The 26,171-nt window shown below is 26.5% G+C and carries 22 protein-coding genes and 1 other annotated feature; of the genes, 19 read left to right on the top strand and 3 right to left on the bottom strand.

Annotation, left to right across the window (positions count from 1 at the left end; translation table 11 throughout):
* Positions 1-245: 245 nt before the first annotated feature.
* A complete protein-coding gene (locus tag KQI36_RS12820; protein WP_216451202.1) occupies positions 246-1,601 on the bottom strand; it encodes an MATE family efflux transporter in 1,356 nt (451 codons plus the stop codon).
* A 281-nt stretch (positions 1,602-1,882) separates the two neighbouring features.
* Between KQI36_RS12820 and KQI36_RS12815 the strand changes: the two genes are divergently transcribed.
* From KQI36_RS12815 to rbr, 10 genes are all read left to right on the top strand, one after another.
* Entirely contained in the window at positions 1,883-2,800 is a 918-nt protein-coding gene (locus tag KQI36_RS12815) for an ABC transporter permease (protein ID WP_216451201.1), read from the top strand.
* Between the two features lie 15 nt (positions 2,801-2,815).
* Positions 2,816-4,474, top strand: a complete 1,659-nt coding sequence (locus tag KQI36_RS12810) for a hypothetical protein (protein WP_216451200.1) — start codon at positions 2,816-2,818, stop codon at positions 4,472-4,474.
* 269 nt (positions 4,475-4,743) lie between these two features.
* The gene (locus KQI36_RS12805) at positions 4,744-5,577 is read left to right on the top strand and encodes a phosphate ABC transporter substrate-binding protein (protein ID WP_216451199.1); all 834 of its coding nucleotides are present in this window, start codon (positions 4,744-4,746) and stop codon (positions 5,575-5,577) included.
* Between the two features lie 208 nt (positions 5,578-5,785).
* Entirely contained in the window at positions 5,786-6,679 is an 894-nt protein-coding gene (gene pstC / locus KQI36_RS12800) for a phosphate ABC transporter permease subunit PstC (RefSeq protein WP_216451198.1), read from the top strand.
* A 1-nt stretch (position 6,680) separates the two neighbouring features.
* Positions 6,681-7,505 carry a phosphate ABC transporter permease PstA gene (gene pstA / locus KQI36_RS12795; protein WP_216451197.1) on the top strand — a complete coding sequence of 275 codons (825 nt, stop codon included), beginning with the start codon at positions 6,681-6,683 and terminating at the stop codon, positions 7,503-7,505.
* Between the two features lie 14 nt (positions 7,506-7,519).
* Entirely contained in the window at positions 7,520-8,275 is a 756-nt protein-coding gene (gene pstB, locus KQI36_RS12790) for a phosphate ABC transporter ATP-binding protein PstB (protein ID WP_199869259.1), read from the top strand.
* 18 nt (positions 8,276-8,293) lie between these two features.
* Positions 8,294-8,968, top strand: coding sequence for a phosphate signaling complex protein PhoU (gene phoU / locus KQI36_RS12785; protein ID WP_216451196.1), 675 nt, complete (start codon positions 8,294-8,296; stop codon positions 8,966-8,968).
* Between the two features lie 253 nt (positions 8,969-9,221).
* Positions 9,222-10,547, top strand: a complete 1,326-nt coding sequence (locus KQI36_RS12780) for an erythromycin esterase family protein (protein WP_216451195.1) — start codon at positions 9,222-9,224, stop codon at positions 10,545-10,547.
* 143 nt (positions 10,548-10,690) lie between these two features.
* Positions 10,691-10,941 (top strand) — a binding site (T-box leader).
* A gap of 64 nt (positions 10,942-11,005) precedes the next feature.
* Positions 11,006-12,940 (top strand): methionine--tRNA ligase, encoded by a 1,935-nt coding sequence (gene metG / locus KQI36_RS12775; protein WP_216451194.1) that lies wholly within the window; start codon positions 11,006-11,008, stop codon positions 12,938-12,940.
* Between the two features lie 158 nt (positions 12,941-13,098).
* Positions 13,099-13,692, top strand: a complete 594-nt coding sequence (gene rbr, locus KQI36_RS12770; protein ID WP_216451193.1) for a rubrerythrin — start codon at positions 13,099-13,101, stop codon at positions 13,690-13,692.
* A 63-nt stretch (positions 13,693-13,755) separates the two neighbouring features.
* On the opposite strand, the gene KQI36_RS12765 is transcribed toward rbr, so the two are convergent.
* Both KQI36_RS12765 and gltS read right to left on the bottom strand, forming a co-directional pair.
* Positions 13,756-14,526, bottom strand: a complete 771-nt coding sequence (locus KQI36_RS12765) for a histidinol phosphate phosphatase (RefSeq protein ID WP_216451192.1) — start codon at positions 14,524-14,526, stop codon at positions 13,756-13,758.
* Between the two features lie 413 nt (positions 14,527-14,939).
* Complete coding sequence (gene gltS, locus KQI36_RS12760) at positions 14,940-16,124, bottom strand: sodium/glutamate symporter (protein WP_216451191.1); 1,185 nt, start codon at positions 16,122-16,124, stop codon at positions 14,940-14,942.
* A 506-nt stretch (positions 16,125-16,630) separates the two neighbouring features.
* Here gltS and KQI36_RS12755 point away from each other — a divergent pair.
* The 9 genes from KQI36_RS12755 (at position 16,631) to KQI36_RS12715 (ending at position 26,111) form a co-directional block, all read left to right on the top strand.
* Positions 16,631-18,142 carry a DUF445 family protein gene (locus tag KQI36_RS12755; protein ID WP_216451190.1) on the top strand — a complete coding sequence of 504 codons (1,512 nt, stop codon included), beginning with the start codon at positions 16,631-16,633 and terminating at the stop codon, positions 18,140-18,142.
* Positions 18,143-18,174: 32 nt separating this feature from the next.
* On the top strand, positions 18,175-18,939 hold the full coding sequence (locus KQI36_RS12750; protein WP_216451189.1) for a TatD family hydrolase: 765 nt from the start codon (positions 18,175-18,177) through the stop codon (positions 18,937-18,939).
* A 436-nt stretch (positions 18,940-19,375) separates the two neighbouring features.
* Positions 19,376-20,395 carry a resuscitation-promoting factor gene (locus tag KQI36_RS12745; RefSeq protein WP_216451188.1) on the top strand — a complete coding sequence of 340 codons (1,020 nt, stop codon included), beginning with the start codon at positions 19,376-19,378 and terminating at the stop codon, positions 20,393-20,395.
* A 99-nt stretch (positions 20,396-20,494) separates the two neighbouring features.
* Positions 20,495-20,782, top strand: a complete 288-nt coding sequence (locus KQI36_RS12740; protein ID WP_216451187.1) for a hypothetical protein — start codon at positions 20,495-20,497, stop codon at positions 20,780-20,782.
* Between the two features lie 430 nt (positions 20,783-21,212).
* Positions 21,213-21,764: a ribonuclease M5 gene (gene rnmV, locus KQI36_RS12735; RefSeq protein WP_010293896.1), complete on the top strand. Its 552-nt coding sequence runs from the start codon at positions 21,213-21,215 to the stop codon at positions 21,762-21,764.
* Positions 21,757-22,608, top strand: coding sequence for a 16S rRNA (adenine(1518)-N(6)/adenine(1519)-N(6))-dimethyltransferase RsmA (rsmA, locus tag KQI36_RS12730; protein WP_216451186.1), 852 nt, complete (start codon positions 21,757-21,759; stop codon positions 22,606-22,608). Before rnmV ends, rsmA begins: the two co-directional genes overlap by 8 nt.
* Positions 22,609-22,826: 218 nt before the next feature.
* A complete protein-coding gene (locus KQI36_RS12725; RefSeq protein ID WP_216451185.1) occupies positions 22,827-24,242 on the top strand; it encodes a DUF7922 domain-containing protein in 1,416 nt (471 codons plus the stop codon).
* Positions 24,243-24,536: 294 nt separating this feature from the next.
* Complete coding sequence (locus KQI36_RS12720; protein WP_216451184.1) at positions 24,537-25,112, top strand: hypothetical protein; 576 nt, start codon at positions 24,537-24,539, stop codon at positions 25,110-25,112.
* Between the two features lie 192 nt (positions 25,113-25,304).
* On the top strand, positions 25,305-26,111 hold the full coding sequence (locus KQI36_RS12715; RefSeq protein ID WP_216451183.1) for a YhfM domain-containing protein: 807 nt from the start codon (positions 25,305-25,307) through the stop codon (positions 26,109-26,111).
* Positions 26,112-26,171: the final 60 nt, after the last annotated feature.

Here is a 26,171-nt window from a genome sequence, read left to right as displayed (position 1 = left end):
ATAACTTTGTTATTTTATTTTCAGAACTAAACGGTTGAATCGACGTCCTGTCTAGGCAATCGCTAACCCCGTCCTTGGGGTTAGGTTCTGAAAATAAAACACAAATTTATAAGATTTTCTAATTCTATTTTTAATAAATAACTTATTTAAAAATTTTTTTAACATCTTTTGAATTCACAAATATTAATAAATGTCTTTTACAGTATAATTATTTTGCGACAACCCCTTTTTAAAAAAATTAACTTTTAACTTACCCCTTCTTTTTTGCAGAAGGTACTAAAGTTTTTTCTGTATGCAATGTATATTAAAATTGCATCTACAAACCATTGAATAACACATATAGACCAAAAATAAGTTACTGATAATTTCTTTATAAATATAAAATAAAATGTTAAAGGTAGTCTTATGCACCAACCGGTAAATAACGATATTTTAAAAGGTGTAGTTGTATTTCCTATACCTTTTAAAGCTCCACCATAAATCATAGAAAATGCCATAGTAGGTTGTTGTAGTGATGCAATCATTAGGCATTTAGTACCAAGTTTAATAACATCAATTTCTGTAGAACCTATAAAAAGTTTTATTAATAACTCAGGTATTAATATAAAAAGTGATGCAACACATAACATAACTATAAGCCCAAGAATTGCACAGTTGTTTGCACATCTTTTAGCACCTTTATAGTCTTTTTCTCCAAATTTATTTCCAACCATAGACGTACAAGCAACAGCAAAACCCCATCCAGGCATATAAGAAAGAGACTCTAAACTTTCAGTTATGGTATTGGCGGAAAATGAAAGTGTTCCTAGCCTCATTATCATAAAAGTAGTAAGAAGTCGACTAATACTAAAAGCACCTTCTTGTAATGAAGCTGGGATAGATAATTTAAAAATATGCTTAAGTTTATTAAAAGTTATATCTTTAATATAATGTAATTTAATTTTAATTTTAGATTTAGTTAATATATAATATAATGCAAATAAAAAACTGCATATTTGAGCTATAACTGTTGCAATAGCAGCACCATCAATACCTAATTCAGGAAACCCAAATTTACCAAATATTAAAGAATAGTCTAAGGTTAAATTTACAATTATTAAAATTAAAGAACCTATTAGTGGAATTTTAGTATTACCATAAGAACGTTGTATTGCAGATAACAAACTTGTAGTCATATTAAAAAACATTCCCACACAAACAATTCTAATAAACCTTTTAGAAATTAATAAGACTTCAGGAGTACAACCAGCTAATTTTAAAATTTTATCTGCAAATGTAAAAATTATTGTTATACAAAAGAAGATTATAATAATTCCTATAAAAGAACATATACTGGCATACTCTTCAGCAGTATCCATTTGTTTTGCGCCATATAATCTAGAGACCATAGAAGTTATAGCAACACAAATTCCCATAATTACAAATATATTAGCAAAAACATTAAGTATCTCCCAGGAGATACCTACAGCACTTACAGAAAGTTGTCCTCCGTATCGTCCAATCATTAAAGTGTCTAGTACCCCTGTCATCATATACAATATCATTTCTCCAACAGCTGGAACAGCAATTTGCAAAACTTCTTTAGCTTCCTCTTTTTTCAAAAAAACACCCCCTAACTGTTTTAAAAGCAATTTAACTAATTATATCAAATAAATGGATATAAATTTACAAAATAATAAAAAAACATAATTAATTTTAAAATTTTAAAATATTTAATAAAATTTTAAAAAATTACTAAAAAACTAAGTATAAAATGTTAAATTTACAAATTATACAAAATCTTTCATAAATTTGTAACAAGTGAATAAATAAATAATATATACTTTTATATAAGGGTAGATATTATTTAAAATATTAGGTTGATTTAATATGGAGGGGGAATATGTTAGAGTTAAGGAAAGAAAAATTTGAAATTATAGGTTGTAAAGATAATCAAGAGGCATATCATAGGGGGGGACTAAGTTTTTGGGCATCTGTTAGAAAAAAACTTTTAAGAAATAAACTTTTTATATTTGCGGTTATCTTATTTATTTTGCTATTGTTAGCAATGATAATTTGTCCTATTTTTGGAAAGTTTGAATATATAGAAACATTTAAAGACGTATATTGCCCACCAAACTCTACATATTGGTTTGGAACATGTGCAGATGGTAGAGATTTGTATGCAGGGGTATGGCTAGCTACTAAGCACACATTAATTATAGCTGTTTTAGTAACCTTTTTAAATATTTCTATAGGGGTAGTTTTTGGAGGTATATGTAGTTTTTATGGTGGATTGATAGATGAAATTATAGTTAGAATAATAGAAATACTTACAAGTTTACACGTAATAATAATACTAGTAGTTTTAATATGTATAACAGGTAGTACTTTAATATCATTGGTAATGGCCATGGTTTTGTGGGGAGTTGGCAATATAGCCCTTATAGTTAGAGGACAACTGCTAAAAGTTAGAGAACAGGAATATATTTTGGCGGCTAAAGCATTAGGTGCAAGTACTTCCAGAGTTTTATGTAACCATTTTTTTAGAAATGTTTTAAGCACTTGCATAATAATGATTAGTTTAGAAATACCTTCAACAATACTTTTGGAATCAACTTTGAGTTATTTAGGATTAGGATCATCTGTATATTTTATAACATTAGGTGGATTGATAAGAATTAATGCAGGAATGTTATTATTTTATCCATACTCAATTATGATACCATCAGCTATTTTAGTTATATTAGCTTTAAGCTTAAATATAATAGGTGATGCATTAAGAGATGCGTTTGATCCAGAAGAAGTTATTATAGATTAGTTGGAGGTGAGAAGGGTGAAAAAAGAGAGATATATAACTATAGGTTTTGTAATTATATTTATTATAGGTATATTTATATTTCATAATAAATTAAATAGTGATGTTATTGTTCCTAATCATACAGACAAATGGAGCAAGGCTGTTTTGGTAGAACAAGGAGATATAGAACAGAAACCGGCAGTTTTAGATTTTAATAATAATGCAATAGTAGCGTACCAAAGTGGCAATGACTTGAAAATTAAAGTTGTTGATAGTTCAGGTAAAGAATTAAAAACTAAAACTATTGAACAGTTAGATGAAATTCCTAGAGAAATTAATTTTTATAAACAAGGTGAAAAAATATATTTGCACTATTCCATATATAAGGACACTAATAGATTTATAAAAGAAATACAGATAGATGAAAATTTAAATATAATAAATGAAAATTTAAAAGAAAACATTCAAGATTTTGTAAAGTTATCAGATGAAGCTTATGCTATATTTTATGATGGTTATGTTGAAGTTACTGACTTGAAAATTAATAAGGTGGCTAAAGTTAATATTGGCAAAAATATAAAATCAGTAGCAGGGAATTTTTATGATGGAAAGTATATAATAACATATTTAGAAAATTCTTTAGAGTTTAAATATATTACTGTGGAAAATGGAATACCATCAGATCCGAAGTTTGCATTTGGTAGTGCTGAAACTTCTAAAATAAGAATATTTGAGTCTAAGCTAGCAGTCAAAGATAATACTGGTATTTTAGTAGTTAAATATTCTCATGAAGGTGAGCCAAGTTATGAAACCCATAGTTTTGAAATAGATTCTAAAAAATCTAAGGAAGAACAAGAAATGAAACAAGTGTTTAGAGGTGAATTTGGTATAATTGTGCCTCCAAATACAGGAATATTAAAAAATAAACAAGAAGAATACCTTGCTTCAAGTGATGACTTTAGTACAGTGTCAGGAGAAAGTGATGAGTTAATTCTTAGTGCAGATGTAAGCAACTCAAAGCACAGAACTCAAAGACAAATAGTTGAAGTGTCTATGGAATATGTTGAAGGACAGCTTGAATATATGAATAAAGTAAATCCTAAATTAATAAATATTAATACTAATACCTCTAGAGATTCAATATTACCAACTAGGGATGGAAATTATATTGCATATGTAGATTGCATTAAAAAAGGTAATGCTCGATTAGAACTGATTTCAACCCATGAAAAATTTATAGAAGCTACTAAAGGTTACAGAGATGGAGATTTAAAAACATGTATTTATATAACTATACAAAATATTTTAACAGGGGCATTTTATATGATACCAATGGGAGCTTCTTGGATTTTAATAATAATATCAATAGTATCTATAATATCAGTTATAGAATTTAAATTAAGTGATAGAGTTAGAAAAGCATTATTTATTATTTGTTATATGTTAATGATTCTATTAAAAACAGTTTTAATAAATGGATTTTTTTTCATGTCATATAAAGATATGATGCCACCTTATTTTACGGCTAAGGTTGGAACAATTATATGTCTTATTATGTCTATACCTTTAATTATATATGGATATAGAAAATATAAGTTCGATTTAGATTATTATGTTTTGGCTATTGCTATATCACCACTAATATGCATAGATTCTATGCTTACACTTATGTTATATGTACCAATTATAATGTAGAAAAAAGCAGTTTTAAGATAGAGATATGTCTTTATCTTAAAACTGTTTTTTATTTTAGTATATATATGTTAAATTTTCTTTACATAATCTGAACATAGTTTAAACATAGTCTTAATACTACTTTAACATTGTTAATATAGTATAAGTTTTGTAAAGAAGGTATATTGAATTAAAAAATAATGTGAATTAAAAGTAAAATTGAATTAGAATAAAAACTTTTTTACTAGGAATACTACATAATTAATATGGATTGTTTAGGAGTGTATATGATGAAAAAAAAGAGGTTGCTTAAAGGTATAATTGCAGCGTCATTGGCTATAAGTATAGTCTTTGCAGTTACAGGGTGTGAAAAAAAGACAGTTAGTAATAGTACTATAAAAATATCTGGATCAACATCAGTTTCACCTTTAATGGAAAAGGAAGCAGAGTTTTATAAAAAAAGTAATAAAGACTTAGATATAGAAATACAAGCAATTGGATCATCAGCAGGAATACAAGATACTATAAATGGAGTTTCTCACATAGGCATGTCATCGAGAAATATTAAAGAAGAAGAAAAAAGTTCAGGGTTAGACGAAAAAATAATAGCTTATGATGGTATTGTAATTATAACAAATAATAAGAATACCATTAATAATTTAAGCTTAGAACAACTAAAAGAGATATATACAGGAAAAATAACAAATTGGAAAGAACTTGGTGGAGAGGATAAACCAATAGTTGTTGTATCTAGAGAGGATGGTTCAGGTACAAGAACATCTTTTCAAGAAATTGTAGATTTTAAACCAGAAGAACAAATAGAAAATGCAATAATAACAGATGGTAATGGAAGTATTAAAAATATTGTAAAAAGCAATGAAAATGCTATAGGTTATATATCCTTTGAATATATAGATGACACTATAAAACCTCAACATATAGATGGAGTAGAGCCTACAGAGGAAAATGTATTAAAAAACACTTATAAATTATCAAGACCTTTTATAGTAATTTATAAGGAAGAAAATTTTACACAGGAAGATAAAAAGTTTTTAGATTTTATATTAAGTGAAGATGGTCAAAATATAGTTAAATCTAGTGGAGCAATAAGAATAAATCCATAATAAGATATAATAAAATAAAAATCTATGCAATTTAAAATGTGCATAGATTTTTTATTTTAAAATAGAAATGTTAATTATTTTTAACATGGACTAAATATTGAATTAACACAGTCTAAACATTGCTTTAACATTGACTTTATATAATATAGTTAATAACTGTTGGGCATAATAAATTAAATTATAACAGTATAAAGAGGTGTGAAAGTGAATGGATTTTAATATAAATAAAGAAAATAATAAACGAAAATATTTTATAGAAAAGTTATCACAAAAAATATTTTTAATATGTGCATTAATATCGGTAATAAGTTTAATTTTAATTATAGGATTTATATTTTATAAAGGGTTTCAACCATTTGTATCAAAGGGATATTCTTTTACAGAATTTATATTTGGACAAAAATGGGTTCCTAGTAGTGATAAATTTGGAATTTTTCCAATGATATTAGCATCAATTTATGGAACTCTAGGCGCTGTAATAATTGGAGCTCCAGTAGGAGTTTTTACAGCACTATTTATATCTGAAATTGCACCTAAAAAAGTAGGAGTAGTAATATCAAATGCAGTTCAGTTATTAGCAGGGATACCATCAGTTCTTTATGGTGTATTTGGATTAGCTGTAATAGTACCAACAATACAAAATTTATTTAATTTACCGAAAGGACAAACGTTGCTAGCAGTTATAATAGTCCTTGCTATAATGATGCTACCTACAATAGTTACAGTAGCAGAAACATCTATAAAAGCAGTACCTAAAAGTTATAAAGAAGCATCACTAGCCCTTGGAGCATCTAAAATAGAAACTATATTTAAAGTTGTACTTCCAGCAGCTAAATCAGGAATTCTTGCAGCAGTGGCATTAGGAATTGGAAGAGCGATTGGAGAAACTATGGCAGTGATTTTAGTTGCAGGTAATAGCGTAATAATACCAAGAGGATTTGCAGATAGCGTTAGACCTCTTACTACTAACATTGCACTAGAAATGGGATATGCATTTGGTACTCATCAAGATATGTTATTCGCAACAGGTATAGTGCTGTTTATATTTATAATGATTATTAACTTAACTATTTTAAAACTTTCTTCAAAGGTAGGTAAGTAGAATGAGAAAAATAAAAGGATTTTTTCTAAATAGCTTATTATGGCTATCGGCTATTTTAACAGTAATAATATTAGGAGTAATATTAATATTTATATTTGCAAAGGGAATAGGAGTAATAAATTTCAAATTATTATTTAGTAATTATTCATCAGATGGCCAGGGTGGGTTACTTCCTATGATAATAACAACACTATATACCGTTGGATTATCTCTTTTAGTGGGAGTGCCAGTAGGAATATTATCGGCCATATATCTTCAAGAATATGCAAAACAAGGTGTAATTGTTAAATTTATAAGATTTTCAACAGAAGTGTTAGCTGGTATACCATCTATAATATATGGATTATTTGGTTCTATATTCTTTGTAACCATATTAAAAATGGGTTACTCCATATTAGCGGCAAGCTTAACATTAGCAATAATAATATTACCAGTAATAATAAGAACAACAGAAGAATCACTAAAAACTGTACCATCATTTTATAAAGAAGGCTCTTTAGCATTAGGTGCTACAAAGTTTCAAACTTTGTATAAAGTTGTTTTACCAGCAGCTATGCCAGGAATACTTTCAGGAGTAATATTATCAATCGGAAGAATTATAGGAGAATCAGCAGCGATATTACTTACAGCAGGAACTGCAGTAGCTATACCAGAAAATATAATGTCTAGTGCTAGAACACTTACTGTTCATGCATACTTAGTTACAAAAGAGCAAGGAGATATAGGGTTAGCCGCAGCTATAGGAATTGTTTTAATAGTTATGGTTTTGGTATTAAATTTATTATCTCAATTTATAGTTAAAAGATTTACTAAAGGAAATTATTAAAAAGAGGTGAGTTTATGGATAACAAAAAAATTTCTGTTAGAGATTTAGATTTATTTTATGGTGAAAAACAAGCACTTTTTAAAATTAATATAGATATATCAGAAAATGAAGTTACAGCATTAATCGGACCGTCAGGATGTGGAAAGTCAACATTTTTAAGAACTTTAAATAGAATGAATGATTTGATAGATAATGTTAATGTTATAGGTAAAATAGAAGTTGATGGTAAAGATATATACAAAGATGATGATGTAATTGCATTAAGAACTAAAGTTGGAATGGTGTTTCAAAAACCAAATCCATTTCCAATGAGTATATATGATAATGTTGCGTATGGACCAAGAATACATGGGGTAAGAGATAAAGCTACCTTAGATAAAATAGTTGAAGAAAGCTTAAAAGCAGCAGCACTTTGGGATGAGGTTAAAGATAGACTTAAAGCATCGGCTATGGGAATGTCAGGTGGTCAGCAACAAAGGCTTTGCATAGCAAGAACAATAGCTATGAAGCCTAAAATAATTCTTATGGATGAACCAACATCAGCATTAGATCCTATTTCAACATTGAAAGTTGAAGAACTAATATTATCATTGAAAGATAATTATACTATAGTAATAGTTACTCATAATATGCAACAAGCAGCTCGTATATCAGATAAAACAGCATTTTTCTTAAATGGTAAATTAGTAGAATTCGATAATACAGGAAGTATATTCTCAAACCCTAAAGATATAAGAACGGAAGATTATATAACTGGAAGATTTGGTTAAAAATGAGGAGGGGATTAAATGAATGCTAATATAAGAAAAAACTTTGAAAATGAGATTTTAAAACTAAATGAGAAATTAACTAGTATGGGGAACATTACAATAGAAATGTATAAAAACACCGTTAAAGCACTTAAAGAAAATGATAAGGAGTTATCTTTAAAGATAATAAAAAAGGATTCTGTTATTAATGAATTAAATGATGAAATAAATAATGAGGCAGTAATATTAATAGCAAAACAATCACCAGTAGCAATAGATTTAAGAACTATAATAACAATCATTAAAATATCTACTGAAATTGAAAGAATAGCAGATTATACTAAAAACATATCAAATTATATACTAGCTTTTAATACATCTAATTGTGAGGGAATACAAAGTTTAAATAACGAGTTTATAAAGGCAATTTCAATTTTGACAAATATGATAAATAAGACAATGGACGCTTATGAAAATGAAAGCTTAGAAGATGCTAAAATTGCAGCAACTTTAGATGATGAAATTGATAATATTTATAAATCAAATTTAAAGAAATTTGTTCAAGGAATTAAGAAAACAGAAAATGAACAAGAAATTGATCAGTACTTGCAAGCTATAATGGTAAACAAACATTTAGAAAGAGCAGGAGATCATGTAACAAACATAGTTGAAGAGGTTATGTACTATATAAAAGGAAAAAGATATAGATTGTAAAAAAATGAAGTTACATTATAAATATAAAAGGCATATTATAAAAACTGTTATAACATAGAGAAAAATCTATGAGTAGCAGTTTTTTTACTATATAAAAATTTAATTCTATTTAAATAAAAGTGCAAAAAAGATAACTTTACAAAATGTATAAAACTAGTTAATAAAATTATGTTTAATGGTTTTATAATGAAAAACATATGAAGTGGTAAAAATTAACTTTATATAAATTTTTTTGTTAAAAGGGGGATTTATCATGAAGAAAAAAGGAATAATTATAGGGATAATCATTATAATTATTGCTATTGGTGTGGGAATTATTTATTACATGCCAATGAATAATGTTGATTATGTTAAAAAAAATAGTAGAGAATTAAATCTCAATGATATTAAGGATAACAAAGATTTAGATTTAATATTAGATAATATAAAAGATAAAACAATTGTGTGCACAAATGAGAATCATGGTATTAATGAAAATGCAGATATTCAATATAAATTTGCAAATTATTTAATGGATAATTGGGATTTAAAATACTTTTTAATGGAATGTGGGCAAGCATCAGGAACTCTTTTAAATGAATATTTACAAACCGGAGATGAAAAATTATTAGATGATATTTTTGAAAACGGAGTATTTGGAGCTATGAGTGATGAGTCTTCAAAGGAATTGGCAAAAAAATTATATTTAAAAAATAAAGATTTACCGGAAGACAGAAAATTAATTATAATTGGACTAGATGTTCGACAACAAGGTGACAGCATAACTTATTACTTTAAACACATAAAAAATAAATATAATAATATTCCTAAAGATCAGTTAGAAAAAATAAATAAGGTTTTAGAATGTTCTGAAGAAGAAATGATTAATGGTGAAAGAAGTAGCACATTTTTAAAAGCAATTGAAGATTTGGAGAAAGATATAAAGGAAAATGAAGAGATATATATACAATCATTAAATAAAGAAGAGGTATTCAATTTTGAATGTATACTAAATAATTTAAAAAACACTTCTAAATTACTTCCACTAATAGATGGTGGAATAAGTAATAATAAAGAATTCTATGAAGCAAGAGATAAAATGAACTATGAAAACTTTAAAAAAATATATGACCATTTTGGTGGTGGAAAGTATTATCTTCATTATGGTATGGATCATATTTATCAAAAAGAAATAAATAATGTGAAATTTTTAGGTGCAAATCTTAAAGAAGATTCTAATTTTACAGATAAGATTTATAGTATAAATACACTGTATAAAAATGGTGAGGCGTATAATTATGATGATCTATCACCTTATAGTTTTTATAGTATTACTACAGATTTAGAAGAAACTTTAAAAAAAGCAGGCATAGAAAATGGAAATAGAATAATTGTATTAGATAATAAAAAAAGTCCATATAAAAAGAAAATTTTAAAAGAATGTTTTACGTTTATTGATGTATATAATGATGAAGAATTATTTGAATCTAATAAAGGGGTAACTACAGATTATTTTCAAGCAGAAATAATAATAGAAAGTCCAACACCAATTAAATGGTATCCAGAAAAAGCTATTAAGGAGTATTTTAGTGAACATTAAAAATTTCATTTAAATATACTTAAAATTAATTAATTTAATTATATTTAAAGTTTTAATGGATATAATATAATAAAACGTATATAAATATTAAAATTTATATTGACAGAATTTTTGATTTAACATATTATATTAATAAATATTGAAATAATGCTATGAAAAGAAGAGTAATGGTGATAATAATGTCCAAAGAGAGCTAGGGTAGGTGAAAGCTAGCGTCAGAAAACACTATGAACATGGCCTTGGAGCAGACTTTCTGAGCAATAGTTAGGAAAGTACGGTGGCAACCGATATATTGCAAGGTGATAAATACTTTAGGGTTGAGTCACTTGTTGAGGTACTTATTGTAAGGTAAGTATAAATTAGAGTGGTAACACGTGTATATTACGTCTCTATACGATTAATTTCGTATAGAGACTTTTTATTTGTATAAAATTAAGATAATCATAGGAGGAATAAAAATGAGTAAAAAACCGTTTTATATTACAACACCGATATATTACCCATCTGCAAATCTTCATATAGGAAATACGTATACTACAGTTGCAGCAGATGCTATAGCTAGATTTAAAAGACTAACAGGTCATGATGTAATGTTCTTAACAGGAACAGATGAACATGGTCAAAAACTTCAAAGAATAGCAGAAGAAAAGGGCGTTCAACCGATAGAATATATAGATGAAATAGTTGCTGGAATAAAAAGTCTTTGGACATTAATGGATATTAAATATGATAAATTTATAAGAACAACTGAAGATTATCATAAGAAAGCTGTTCAAAAAATATTTAAGCAGTTATATGATCAAGGTGATATATACAAAAGTTCATATGAAGGACTATATTGTACACCATGTGAATCTTTCTGGACTGAAACACAATTAGTGGACGGAAAATGCCCAGACTGTGGAAGACCAGTTGAAAAGGCAAAAGAAGAAGCATATTTCTTTAAAATGTCTAATTATGCTGATAGATTAATTGAGTATATAGAAACTCATCCAGAATTTATACAACCAGAGTCAAGAAAAAATGAAATGCTTAATAACTTTTTAAGACCGGGATTACAAGATTTATGTATATCAAGAACTTCATTTACTTGGGGAATACCTGTAGAATTTGATCCAGGTCATGTTATATATGTTTGGATAGATGCATTATCAAACTATATAACTGCATTAGGATATAATAGTGAAAATACTGAGCTTTTAGAAAAATATTGGCCAGCAGATGTTCACTTAATAGGAAAGGATATATTAAGATTCCATACAATTTATTGGCCAATAATGTTAATGGCTTTAAATATGCCACTACCAAAGCAAGTATTTGGTCATGGATGGTTACTTGTTGATGGTGGAAAAATGTCTAAGTCAAAAGGTAACGTTGTAGATCCAGTTATTTTAGTTAATAAATTTGGTGTAGATGCAGTAAGATACTATTTATTACATGAAATTCCATTTGGAGCTGATGGGCTATTCAACAATGAAATATTTATAAAGAAAACAAACTCAGACCTTGCAAATGACCTTGGAAACTTACTTTCAAGAACAGTTACAATGATAGAAAAATATTTTGATGGAGTAATACCAGAGCCACAAGTAAAAGAGTCTTTAGATGAAGAGCTAATTTCACTTGCATTAAATACTCCTAAACTTGCAGAAGAAGCTTTAGATAAATTTAATGCACCTGCTGCACTTGATCATATATGGACATTAATAAGAAGAACAAATAAATATATAGATGAAACAACTCCTTGGGTTCTTGGAAAAGATGAAGAACAAAAACCAAGACTTGCTACAGTTTTATATAATTTAGCAGAGTCTTTAAGAATAGTTTCTGTTTTAGTTTCTCCATTCCTACCAAGTACAAGTGAGAAAATAAATGCACAAATAAATGCAACAAATATAACTTGGGACAGCTTAAAAGAATTTAATGGAACAGTTTTTGGAACTAAAGTTTGCAAAGGCGAAGCTATATTCCCAAGAATAGATGTTGAAGCTAAATTAGCAGAACTTGATAAGATTGCAGAAGAAGCTAAAAAAGCAGCAGCAATTAAAGAAATGGAACCTATAAAGGAAGAAATTACAATAGATGATTTTGATAAAATAGATTTAAGAGTTGTTAAAGTTTTAGAATGTGAGCCAATTAAAAAGGCTAAAAAACTTTTAAAATTAAAAGTTGATTTAGGTGGAGAGATACGACAAGTTGTATCTGGAATTGCTCAGCATTATAAACCAGAAGAATTAGTAGGTAAAAATGTGGTTCTAGTTGCAAACTTAAAACCGGTAAAATTAAGAGGTGAATTATCGCAAGGTATGATACTATGTGCATCAACTGATGATGATGGTAAATTATTTGCCGTAAATCCTGGTGATGTTCCAGCTGGAAGCATAGTAAAATAGTATAAGTAATAAAAACTGTCTCCAAACGAGACAGTTTTTGCTTTTTAAAAATTATAATTTATAAAAATTTTGGATATTTAGAAGGCATTGTATAAGAATTATATTTAAATTTTAGGGAATTCTAATTTATAGAATAGATTTAAAAGGAGTGTTTTTATATGCCAACTTTAAAAGGTAGTAAAACTGAAAAAAATCTTATGAGAGCTTTTACTGGAGAATCTCAAGCAAGAAACAGATACACATTTTATGCAGAAGTGGCTAAAAAAGAAAATAATGAATATTTATACCATGTTTTTACAGAAACAGCAAATAACGAAAGAGCCCATGCAAAAGTATTTTTTGATTTATTAGCTCAAGCGTTGACACCAGAGACTGAAGTGTTAATAGAAGATGGAACTTATCCAGTAGCAACAGGAACAACAGAACAAAATTTAAATTATGCAGCTAATGGAGAAAATAATGAATGGACTACTGTTTATCCAGAGTTTCAGAAAATAGCAGAAGAAGAAGGATTTAAGGAAGTAGCTATAGCATTTAAGCATATAATAGAAGTTGAAAAATCCCACTACGAAAGATATAAATTACTATATCAACTTATGAAAGAAAATAAACTTTATAAAAGAGATGAGCAGATTTCATGGAGATGCATGAATTGTGGATATATATATGAAGGAACAACAGCACCACTTGCATGTCCATTGTGTAAATATCCTCAAGGATATTATCAAAGATATTATGGTACTGAACAATAATATATAATTTAAATAAAAAACTATGGAATTATATTTATAAATGTATAATTCCATAGTTTTTGTTTATATTTTTTCATATTCTATTTTTCTATTTTTAAAATGTACTGGTTTTAAATTTAAAACATTACAAAAATCAACAGCTTCTTTAAAAGATCTACCTATATTTTCAGGAACATGAGAATCAGAACCAATAGTAACAAGGTTTCCACCTAATGAAGTATAAATTGAATAAATGTCTTTTAAAGATTTAATAGCTTTATCATCGTTAAATCTTCGTGTATTAAGTTCAACTACTACATTGTTTTCAATACAAAGTTTAAAAACTTCTTTTATGTAGTCACCATATTCACTTACATGCATTTCTTTATCTTGAAAAGTACAATATCTGCATATATAATCTATATGAGCTAAAATATCAATATAGTTATGGGTATTAATAGAAGCTATCATATCAGTAAAATATGTAGTAAAGATATAGTCTTTAGATTTACCTTTGTATAATGATTTATCAAAAATATCTATACCATTTACAGAATGTTGAGATCCAATTATTTGGTCAAAATCATATTTCTTTGCAATATTTAAATTTTCATCTGAAAAATTTTCATCCATTCCAAGTTCAATGCCTAAAAGTAAATTATTGCTTTTATAGTTAATATAGTGGTTAAAATAACTATCTATGTTAAGCTTAAATTTTGTTTTATCTGGATAATTTAAATCCATATGATCAGTTATAGTTAACCCTAAATTTAATTCTCTAGCTTTTTTTATAGCAATATCTATATTCATTTCAGAATCGCTAGAAAAGTTAGTATGTATGTGGGTATCAAACATATAAACACCGCCTTAAATTTAATAATTAGTTTATATAGGGATACAATCTCCAACTTAAATTTATACATCAAATTTTTGTTATCAGTTGAAAATTACTAGGAACAAAGTGAGTAGTAATAACCACAACTGGTCATTATTCACTCTTAACTTTTAACTAAAATATTGATGAAATATTAATTTGAGTTTTCTCATTTGATAAATGAATAAACTTAAATTTTAATTTGGAACCCTACAAAAGTAAATGCACAATATAATTATACCACTTAAGGTACATTAATATAAAAAAGAACTATTTTAATAAAAATTAAATTCTCATTAAAATAGTTCTAAAACTTTATTTAAATTGTGATATTTTAAAATACAAAATTATTCTTAAACTTATATGTTTTAAATTCTTTTATTCAACTTTAAAGCTAGCCAAAAAGGTTAGCAAATATAGCTATAATAACAGAATTTGTAAAGTCAACAAGGAATGCGCCTACTACTGGTAATATAAAGAATGCTTTTGGAGATGGTCCAAACTTAGAAGTAACAGCATCCATATTAGCCATACCATTAGGTGTTGCACCCATTCCAAATCCACAGTGACCTGCAGACATAACAGCAGCATCATAATCCTTACCCATAAGTCTAAATGTTATAAAGTATGCGAATATGAACATTAATACTGCTTGGCAACCTAGTAATATTAGAAGTGGTCCAGCCGTCTCTTTCAATTGCCATAATTGTAAACTTATTAAAGCCATTGAAAGGAATACGTTTAATGCGATATTTCCTATTGCATCAGTACAAGCTGTATTGATTTTAAATTTCTTAGTTACTTCACCAAAATTTATAACTATAGCTGCAATTATCATAGCATCTATATATGCAGGTAGTGTTACACCTATTTTAGTGAAGAAGATTTCTAATATACTACCTACACCCATACATATAAATATTATTGATAGTGTAGTAAATAATGATTTATATGATAGTTCTTCTTTTGCAGTAGTTGTAGCTGCTGCATATTCAAGAGAATCACTTTTTAAATTATTCTTTTGAATTAATTTTTTTCCAATAGGTCCACCGATAATACTACCACAAATAAGACCAAATGTTGCAGCTGCCATTGCTGTAGCTGAAGCACCAGCTAGTCCATATTGAGTTTCAAAAGTATGTCCCCATGTTGCACCAGTTCCATGTCCACCAGTCATAGTAATAGAACCTGCAATAAGGCCAAGAAGTGGATTAGCACCTATAAGTTTTGAAACAGCAACTCCCACTATATCTTGTAAAACAACTAAAGATACTGCTGCTATAAAGAACATTATAACTTGTTTTCCACCTTGTTTAATAAGTTTAAAACTAGCACCAAGTCCAATTGTTGTAAAGAATACAAGCATGAATGGGTCTTGTAATGTTACATCTAGGTTTATAGTTGCAATATTATATTGTCTAAGTAGAAAGTTTATAATTGCAAAAATAAGACCGCCTATTACAGGGGCAGGAATACAAAACTTTTCTAGAAGTGAAACCTTTTTCTTCAAAAAAGATCCAACATAGTAAAAAACTATTGCTACTGCTAGAGTTTGAATCATACTTAAATCAATAACCATTAATAATCCTCCTTTAATATAATTAATTAAAATAAAAAGTACTACAATTCAATATTACAATAATATAAAAAATTCAGTCAAATGTAAAATAAGCCAAATTTCGAGAATAATTTATGTTAACACAATAAAATGTCTAATTTTTTCAAATATACTAGTTTTGAAATTGAAAATTATTTCATTTTTTGAATTAGGCTAAAAATACTGATAAATGAAGGAAATAGTTAAAGTTTTATCAAATATGGTGAATTTATATTTAAATGTAAATAAAAAAATGTTAAGATAAAATAATATCATATTATTTTTTAATATGAAAGAAAAAAATATAAAAAAACTATGTTATATAATATATGAAGGAATTGGATAAACTAAGGAAATAGAATATAATATTTAGTGGACTAAATATTAATATGTTATTAAAATGTTACAAAAATTGTAATAAAAGCTGATATCAATGTTAAAAGAATATCAATACATTTATTTACAATTAAATTAAAGGAGTGATAAATTTGAAATATTTAATAGGTATTATAATAGGAGCCATAATAGGATATTTTACTAACTGGTTAGCTATTAAGATGTTATTTAAACCACATAAAGAGGTAAGGTTTCTTGGGATTAAAGTACCTTTTACCCCAGGATTAATACCAAAGGAAAAAGATAGAATTGCTAAAAGTGTTGGAGATGCTGTTGGAGACCATCTGCTTGATAAAGAAACAATTATAGATTCATTATGTAGCGAAAAAATTAGCAATTCTATTAAATTGTATTTTAAGAATAAGTTTTTAAGAGTTAAAGAAAGTGAAAAAACAATTGGAAATATATTAGATACAAGCTTACAGTTAAATATTGATAATGCTTTAAAAGAAAGTATTTCATCAACTATTTTAAACTCTGAAATTAATGAAAAAATAAAAAGAGAATCTTCTTTAGTTATTGAAAAACAACTTTTAAAAATTATAGAAAAGAATCCTAAAGAAGTATTGCTGCACAAGGATTATGATAAACTTAAAAACAATTTAATACATAAGGGTAATGAATATTTAGACAGTGAAGATTTAATTGCAAATATTAATAACATATTAGAAAAAAATATAAAAAATTTACAAGACTCAGAAGATAAAATTAAAAATGTATTACCAGAAGGATTAATAATAGCTTTAAAAGTTTATGCATGTGATAACCGTGAAAAAATAGCACAGTATTTAAAAGATATATTAAGAACCGAAAAGACAGAGGTTAAAATTAAAGATGGTATAAACAAAGCTATATCAGGAATGAGTCCTATGATAGCTATGTTTTTGAAAAGCGATATTATATATGATAAAGTCTTAGAATATGGTGATGCTTTTTTATCAAATGAAGAAAATGTAGATGATTTATCTATGTTGATAACTAATGCTATAGATAGCTTTTCGGAAAAGTCTATAAGCGAAGTTTTAAAAAGCATTTCTTTAGAAAATAAAGAGGAAATTGTAAATAATATATCAAAGCTAATAGTTACTAAAGCAAAAGACAATAATGTTGTAGATAGTTTTGCTATTAAAATTCAAAATGGATTATTTGAAAATAAAAATAATATAGAAGAAGTATTAAAAACAGTAAATATAGATTCAAAGGATTTAATTAATAAAATAATAGATATTGTTAATAAGGATATTTTAAAGGATGATATTATTAAAAATGGTGTAAATTCAATGGTTGAAAGTTTGATAACAGTAATTAAAAGTAAAAAAATTAAAGAGGTTTTAGTTAGTGTTGATGAAAGAATAATTGATAATATATCAAATAATATTGTTGAAGTTTATAATAGATTTATGAAAAATAGTGGTAAACAACTTGTTGATAGTTTTAATGTATCGAGAATAATAGAAGATAAAATTAACAGCTTTGAAGTAGAATTTGCAGAAAAATTAATTTTAGAAATTGCAAGTAAAGAACTAAGAGCTATAACATGGCTTGGAGGATTACTTGGAGGAATTATGGGATTATTATCACCGATTTTAGGAACTATTCTGTAGTAATTATATAAACTAGTTAGGGGGAATTTATTATGATATTTGATTCGCATGCACATTATGATGATGCAAGTTTTGATAAGGATAGAGATAAAGTTATAAAAGAAATAAGAAACAATGGTGTTATTGGAGTTTTGAATTGTGGATCAGATTTCAATGGCATGAAAATGTCAGTGGAATTGTCTAATAAACATGACTTCATTTATGCAGCAATTGGTATTCATCCATCTTATGCTGATATTGTAGATGAAAAATTAATAGATGAATTAAGGGATATTTATAAGAATAATAAGAAGGTAAAGGCTATTGGTGAAATTGGTCTAGATTATTATTGGGAGGAAAATCCACCAAAGAATATTCAACAAAAGGCTTTTAGAATGCAGATGGAACTTGCAAGAGAGCTTAAAATTCCAGTAGTTATACATGATAGAGATGCACACAAAGATACATTAGATATAATGAAGGAATACCCAGATGTAACAGGAGTAGTTCATTGCTTTTCTGGAAGTGTTGAATTTGCTAAGGAATGTATAAAGTTAGGTTACTATATAGGGGTGACAGGTGTTGTTACTTTTAAAAATGCTAAAACTATAAAAGAAGTAGTAAAAGAAATACCAATGGAAAGAATATTGGTTGAAACTGATTGTCCATATATGGCGCCAACACCAAATAGAGGTAAAAGAAATCAATCAGATTATATAAAATATATTATAGAAAATATTATGGAAATAAAAGGTATAAATAAAACAGATGTAGAAAATATAACTATATTAAACACAAAAAAGTTATTTAGTATATAATCTATTAATAATTTTTACTATTGTTCCATAGAAGTAATAAATAATGAAATATTTTCATTGGTATCTAAATTAAGTTATAAGTAGCTTGTTTTGTAGATGAATAACTTGGAATATATACTTTAATATGACTTATAATGAAAAAATTTAAAGGGTATTTTTAAAAGAATTTGTAAAATAATTTAAAACATTGACTGTTATAAAGTAATAATTAATTATTTTAAGTAATATATTTAATTAACATCATCAAAAAAATTTATTAAAAGTCTTCTACTAAGTCTACCCTTAAGGATTGATTTATCTGCAATTACAAGTCGTGAGGTATGATTAAAACTCATGCATTTACGGAGTCAATTCACAAGAGAATAGTTTGAAATTTGACAGGAATAAAAATCTTAGGTATAATTTCGAGGTACTCTTGTCTAAGGGAGGTATTTTTATGATTAGTAATATAAAAACAAGATTAAATAGCATTTTTAAGTCTTGGAAAAAAACTCTAGCGGTAGCGACGTGCGTTACTGTTATAGGGGGCGCAGTTACTATAGTAAATATGAAAAAAACTATATCAGTAGTTATTGATGGCCAGGAAGTACAAATAACAACATTAGCAAGTGATTTAGGAAAAATATTAGATAAACAACAAATAAAAGTAGAATCATTTGATAAGGTATCTGTAGCATTAGACAGTAAAGTTAAAGATGGAGACAAAATTTATATAAAGAAAGCTGTAGATGTTGAAGTTAATGTTGATGGCAAGGTATTAAAATTTAAATCATCAGAAGATAACGTGGGAAATATGTTAGATTCTAAAAAAATTGCAATAAATGATTTAGATAAAATATCACCAACAAAAGACGAACTTCTGCAAGATGGAATGAAAATAAATGTAACAAGAGTAGCCAAAGAAGTTAAAAATGAAGTTAAGTCGTTAGACTATGCAGTAGAAAAAAGAGAAAATAATGATTTAGCGGAAGGTACTGAAAATATAGTTCAAGAAGGCCAAAATGGGGAAAAATTAATAACCTCAGAAGTCGTTTACGAAAATGGAAAAGAAGTTTCACGTAAAGTAGTAGGTGAAAAAGTTAAAAAAAATCCAGTAAATAAGATAGTAGACGTTGGTACTTTAGCAACTGTAAGAACTTCACGTGGAGCAGAGGAAAATTATACTGATATGGTGGTTATGGAATCCACAGCCTATACAGCAGATAGAGGCAATGATAATGGAATAACAGCATCTGGTACAAGTTGTGTTCGTGATCCGAACGGATATAGTACTATTGCAGTTGATCCAAGAGTGATTCCATTAGGAACTAAAGTATATATAGAAGGTTATGGTTATGCAATAGCTCAAGACACTGGTGGAGCAATTAAAGGAAATATAATTGATGTTTACTTTAATAGTTATAGTGAAACTATGAATTGGGGAAGAAGAAACGTTAAAGTTTATATTTTAAAATAGGAGCTAGGCTCCTATTTTTTCTTTTCCCAAAAGTTTAGATTGTAATATTGAAAATATAATTTAATGTATATAAATATTATTTGAAATAAGGAGTTATAAATGAATTTTAAATTTACAATAAATGAAGTTATAACAATTGTTATGGCTATGTTGGAACAGTTAGAATCAATAAATGAATTTGGGGTAGAAAATGAAGTGTATTTTCCAAAACCTATAAATGATAAATTGAATAGTATAGAGGACGAAGAATATGATAATTTCATATCTAAAGCATATGAAATAGCAGAAGAGGTTTATCTTCTTAAAAGTGGAGAACTTAATGAATTGAATTTTATCCACGAAGAGATTAATAATTTAGCACAAGAACTATTAAAAGAGTATATTTAAGTAGAAATTACATTGTTTAGAGTTACTTTAAATTATTATAAAAATAAATATAAAAACTATTTAAAATAAAGCATTTATAGGAATACTAATATAAAACTGTTATAGTGTGGTAAATAATTTATATAATAGTAGGCTTACTTTTCATATCATATATAATGAGTTATAATATTAAAGTTAGAATTCAAGTGTCTTATAAAATAAATATAAGTTTTATAGGGAAACAAACTTGCATTTAAATTTATTCAATAGCTTAAAATATTTTATGATAAATGTAGTGTTGAATTTTAAAGGATGCTATATAGTAGATGTTCGAAACTTAACGTAATCTAGTTTTAGAAAATATAAAATTATGTAAAAAATCTTAGGATTTTATCTACTATATAGCATCTTTAATATTAAGAAAATATCTTATAAATCTTGGAGGAATGTAATGATTAAAGAAGTAATTGTTGTTGAAGGTAGAGATGATGTTACAGCTGTAAAAAGAGCTGTAGAAGCAGAAGTAATTTCAGTTAGTGGTTTTGGTATAAATGCCAATAGTATAAATAAGATAAAAGAAGCACAAAAAAGACAAGGGGTAATAGTTTTAACAGATCCTGATTTTGCAGGAGAAAAAATAAGAAAAATAATATCAAAAAGAGTTTCAGGAATAAAGCATGCTTATATAAGCCAAAAGGATGGAACTAAAGGTGATGATATAGGAGTTGAAAATGCTTCTCCAGAAACTATAATTAGAGCACTTAAAAATGCAAAGTGTGAGATGAAAGATGTACGTAAAGAATTTAATATTCAAGATATGTATTATTTTAAATTAACTGGAGATAGTAGGTCAAAAGAAAGAAGAGATTGTTTAGGAAATATACTTGGAATTGGTTATGGTAATGCTACTCAATTTGTTACAAGATTAAATAACTATGGGATAAGCAAAGAAGAATTTGTAAAAGCTATGGAGAAGGTTGGAAAGGAGATAGATAATGAGTAACTTAACTACAAAAGATATTGTAAATAAGTATGATTTTAAATTTGCTAAAAGTTTAGGACAAAACTTTTTAACAGATGATACGGTGTTGGAAGATATAGTATCAGGTGCAGCTGTATGTAAAGATGATTATATTATAGAAATAGGACCAGGTGTAGGAACACTTACTGTTGAATTGTTAGATAGAGCAAAAAGAGTTACTAGTATAGAACTTGATGATAGATTAATACCTATTTTAACAGAGGAGCTTAAAGATTATGAAACATTTAATCTTATACATAAAGACGCATTAAAAGTGAATTATAAAGAGTTAATTGGTGATGAAAAAAGTGTTAAAGTTGTAGCGAATTTACCTTATTATGTAACAACTCCAATTATAGCAAATCTTTTAAATGGTGAGTATAATTTTAAATCATTAACAATAATGATACAAAAGGAAGTTGCAGAAAGAATAGATGCAGAGCCTAGTACAAAAGATTATGGTGCATTTTCATTATTAGTACAATATTATTGTGATACTGCAATAATTAGAAGAGTACCACCATCATGTTTTATACCTTCCCCTAAAGTAGATTCTATAGTAATCAGATTAGATAAGTTAGAAAAGCCTAGAATAAGTGTAAAAGATGAAAAGTTGTTTTTTAATGTAATACGTCAATCTTTTAATATGAGAAGAAAAACTTTATGGAATGGTATGAAAAATATAGGATTGGAAAAAGAAAAATTAGAAAAAGCGTTTAATGTTGCAGGAATAGATCCAAAACGTAGAGGTGAAACTTTAACTATAGAAGAGTTCGGAAAGTTAAGTGATGCCATATATGATGAAAAAAATAGAAATAACATATAGTATTTAAAGAATTATAAAATAATTTTAAAAGTTACAAAGTAGGTAAAAACCTAATTTGTAACTTTTTTTATATGTTATATGAATTTTAAAAAGAGGAATTATTTAAATAATAAAATAATAAGATAGTAAAAGAGATATTAGATATATTATAAAATTATCATTTTTTATAGGATAGTTTCATATATTTATAGTGTATAAATTAAATGGAGGTAGCAAAAGTGGCATCTAAAAAAAGTTATAGTAGGTTTTTTATTATTCTGCAAGAAGATGAAAAAGGTCACGGATTGACTTCTGATAAAGCGCCATCAGGTTACACGAAAATAGAAGTTAAAAATAATAAATGTAAGTTGTCTTATTATGTTCAAAATTTAAAAAAGAATGATAAAGATTATTATATGGCATTAATCTGTGATAAAGATGATGTTAAAAATGTAATAAACATATCAAAGTTGAACATAGACGATAATGGAAAGGCAGATACTACATGCGAATATGATGTTAACAATATAGGCAACACAGGCATGTCATTAGATAAAATAAGTGGTTCTGCAATAATATCTCTAAGCAGTAATAGAATGAAATCTATTATGAGCGGATTTATAACTAATGAAGTATCAAAGGATTGGAAAAATTTTAGAGTAATTTCAGAGGAAAGTTTATCACGAAAACAAGATGTAGAAACTAAATTTGATCAGTATGAGAAAGAAATTGAAGAGAAGAAAAACGACTTACAAAGACAAGCAAATATAGAAAAAATGAAAGAAGATGTGAACTCTCAAAGTAACTTTACAGCGGAAGAAATTATAGGTAAGGTAAATAGTTTACAAAGTGAAACTATGGGAAAAGATGAAAAAGAAATTTTAAGAAGTGAATCACAAACACAAGAAGATAGAAATGCTGCAAACTTATATCAAGTTAATGATGATGAATTTGATATATTAGATGAAAATGAAATACAAAGACATAAGAAAAAACATGAACATGACAATGAGTGTAAAGAAGAACATAAAGAAGAAAAAAAATCAAAGAAAAAGGAAAAAGAAGAATGTCAGGGATGTCAACAATGCAAAGAATGTAAAGAACATGAACATGAAAATAAATCTAAAGAAGAGAAAGCAAATAAAAAAGAAAAGCATGATAAAGATAAAAAAGATTTGCATGAAGAGTATCATAATATGGAAAATATCTTTAACTTAAATGAAAAAATGGTTAATGAAAGCCAAGGGATAATGAATAAATTTTTTAAGGATATAGTTAAAGATTTTGAGAAGGTATTAGGATATGATGAAATTAAGAATTGTACATGGTATAGAGTAAACATATATCAGTTAGAAGATATGTATTGTATAAATGATTATAAAAAATATACAGTAGTATACTACCCATTAATATGTTATTATCCATATATTTCAAAATATAAACATTGTATGATAGGTCATAAACACGATAAAAATGGTGATTTAAAGTATCTTATTTATGCAATCCCAGGTAAAAAATCTGAACATGAGCAGCCATATGGAGGTAAAACTGGATTTGTTACATGGATGCCAAGCAAAAAAACTGATGATTATGGATATTGGATGATGTTCTACGACTTTAAGAATTCAACAGTAGTAGTGCCTGTGAAAAAATAAATATGAGGGGGGAGACCCCTTCATTTTTAATTATAGTTTGTAAGTACATATAGGGTTCTAAGAGGAGTTTTAAACTTATTCAACTTTAAAATATTTTTATAAAAAATGTAGTGTTAAATTTTAAGTGTTTCCGTTAATAGTTCATTCTTTTGGGTATCCAAAATTCGAAATATATAACATGAAGTATTATTTTGAAATCCTATAAATGAAAAGTTTCTATATTAAAGAAATGTAATATGAAGTTTCATAATAAGGTAATTAACATATATAAGTAATATTTAGGGGGATAAAAATATGAGTTTAAATGAATTTGATAGAAAAAAAACTGGGTTAGCAATTATTATGGTAGGGCTTATGATAATGGTAATAGGAATAGGAAATTTTTTTCAAGATAAATTGAAAGAAACTACTTTAACACAAAATAATATATCTTCATTTAAAATATACAAGATTAATAAAAATATTAATTATAGCCTTCCTGATACATGGATTAACAGTGAAAGTAAGGGAGGAAACGATATAGAATATAATAGTGAATTTATTTCTGATGATGGAGTAATAAAAGGAAATATTAAGTTATATAAAGATGAATTTAAGCAAAATGAATTATTAAAGAAGCATAGTGATAACTTGAAGTCTTTAGGGATAAAAGAGTATGAAAAAAGAACTATTAAATTTAAAAATGGTAAAGGAACTTTAATAGAATATAAAAATAAATTATCAGATAGCAAAGTGTATAGAAATTATGATTATATAATAAATTTAAACAATAAAAATATAATTATTAATTTTTATATGGATGATAAAAGTTATAAAGAAAATACACCTACTTTGTTAGATAAAATTGTAAAAAATATTCAGTACAATTAATGTTTGATTAAATAACATACAAGTATTATAATAAAGATATTAATAAAAGAGGAGCATTGGCTTCTCTTTTATTAATATGGATATACAGAAAATATAAGTTTGAAAAATGTATAAATTAGATGGTGATTTTGGAATCATATATAAAAAGATAAATATATGAAAATAAATTTAAATGATTTTTGGAGGGCTAATGTGAAAAAAAATAAAAAATATTTAATAATCCTAATATGTTTTATTGCTATGATTGCCTTAAATGGATGTTCTTTAAAAAAAGATAATGGAGCATTTGGTTTTATGAAAAATAGCAATGTTATGAAAATAACAATTCAAAGTACAAGAGATCAAAGCTATAAGTTTACTGTTACGGATAAAGATGTAATAAATGATATTTATAAAATACTTTTAAAGGCAAAAAAAGTTGATGAAAAGAGTACATTGTCACCAGACTATGTTTTTGAAATATATGAAGGCCCTGAAAATATACATAAATTTAATTATATTACAGGATTAGATAAGGCTGAAGGTGCTAATTTTTATGATGGAAATAATAATTATATAGTTTCTAAAAGGTTGGATAATGATATAATAAAGAACTTTTGGAATATAAGAAAGCCTTTAGATTTTGAAAAAGTTTATTACAATTCTATACTTAAGGGTCTAGATCAATATTTAAATAATGAAGGCAAAGGATTAAAAGTTGCTGTCAACTTAGATAAAGATTTAGAAATGGCTAAGTTTGTATTATCAACAGATTTGCTTAAATTTGAAAAGAATTTAAGTAAGTTAAATAATGTAACTCTTATTGGTGATAAAAAAGAAGAAGAGTTTGATGCGGTAATGAGTTTAAAAACAGAAGGATATACGTCAACTAAGTATAAAGGTATAATAACATTTTCAGGAAAAGCAGGATCCAATGATCAAATTTATTATATAAATGACGTATACGAAAATGGTGGTTGGAATATTAATATAACTAAAGAAAAACCAGAAAACTTTTAGTTATATTTAGTTTTAGAAAATTAAAAGAATCATATATAGAAGTTTTAAGTAAACACTATT

This window comes from Clostridium senegalense (assembly GCF_018916625.1).
Taxonomy (GTDB): Bacteria; Bacillota; Clostridia; order Clostridiales; family Clostridiaceae; genus Clostridium_J; species Clostridium_J senegalense.
This window is presented reverse-complemented; position numbering and strand designations above follow the sequence as displayed.

Bases quoted from the DNA above. Each gene is read 5' to 3' on its own strand.
- KQI36_RS12740 (WP_216451187.1), top strand. From the start codon at position 20,495: ATGAATTTTAAATTTACAATAAATGAAGTTATAACAATTGTTATGGCT.
- KQI36_RS12815 (WP_216451201.1), top strand. From the start codon at position 1,883: ATGTTAGAGTTAAGGAAAGAAAAATTTGAAATTATAGGTTGTAAAGAT.
- pstB (WP_199869259.1), top strand. From the start codon at position 7,520: ATGGATAACAAAAAAATTTCTGTTAGAGATTTAGATTTATTTTATGGT.
- KQI36_RS12720 (WP_216451184.1), top strand. From the start codon at position 24,537: ATGAGTTTAAATGAATTTGATAGAAAAAAAACTGGGTTAGCAATTATT.
- pstA (WP_216451197.1), top strand. From the start codon at position 6,681: ATGAGAAAAATAAAAGGATTTTTTCTAAATAGCTTATTATGGCTATCG.
- KQI36_RS12780 (WP_216451195.1), top strand. From the start codon at position 9,222: ATGAAGAAAAAAGGAATAATTATAGGGATAATCATTATAATTATTGCT.
- KQI36_RS12745 (WP_216451188.1), top strand. From the start codon at position 19,376: ATGATTAGTAATATAAAAACAAGATTAAATAGCATTTTTAAGTCTTGG.
- metG (WP_216451194.1), top strand. From the start codon at position 11,006: ATGAGTAAAAAACCGTTTTATATTACAACACCGATATATTACCCATCT.
- rnmV (WP_010293896.1), top strand. From the start codon at position 21,213: ATGATTAAAGAAGTAATTGTTGTTGAAGGTAGAGATGATGTTACAGCT.
- phoU (WP_216451196.1), top strand. From the start codon at position 8,294: ATGAATGCTAATATAAGAAAAAACTTTGAAAATGAGATTTTAAAACTA.
- pstC (WP_216451198.1), top strand. From the start codon at position 5,786: ATGGATTTTAATATAAATAAAGAAAATAATAAACGAAAATATTTTATA.
- KQI36_RS12765 (WP_216451192.1), bottom strand. From the start codon at position 14,526: ATGTTTGATACCCACATACATACTAACTTTTCTAGCGATTCTGAAATG.
- KQI36_RS12805 (WP_216451199.1), top strand. From the start codon at position 4,744: ATGAAAAAAAAGAGGTTGCTTAAAGGTATAATTGCAGCGTCATTGGCT.
- KQI36_RS12750 (WP_216451189.1), top strand. From the start codon at position 18,175: ATGATATTTGATTCGCATGCACATTATGATGATGCAAGTTTTGATAAG.
- gltS (WP_216451191.1), bottom strand. From the start codon at position 16,124: ATGGTTATTGATTTAAGTATGATTCAAACTCTAGCAGTAGCAATAGTT.
- rsmA (WP_216451186.1), top strand. From the start codon at position 21,757: ATGAGTAACTTAACTACAAAAGATATTGTAAATAAGTATGATTTTAAA.
- rbr (WP_216451193.1), top strand. From the start codon at position 13,099: ATGCCAACTTTAAAAGGTAGTAAAACTGAAAAAAATCTTATGAGAGCT.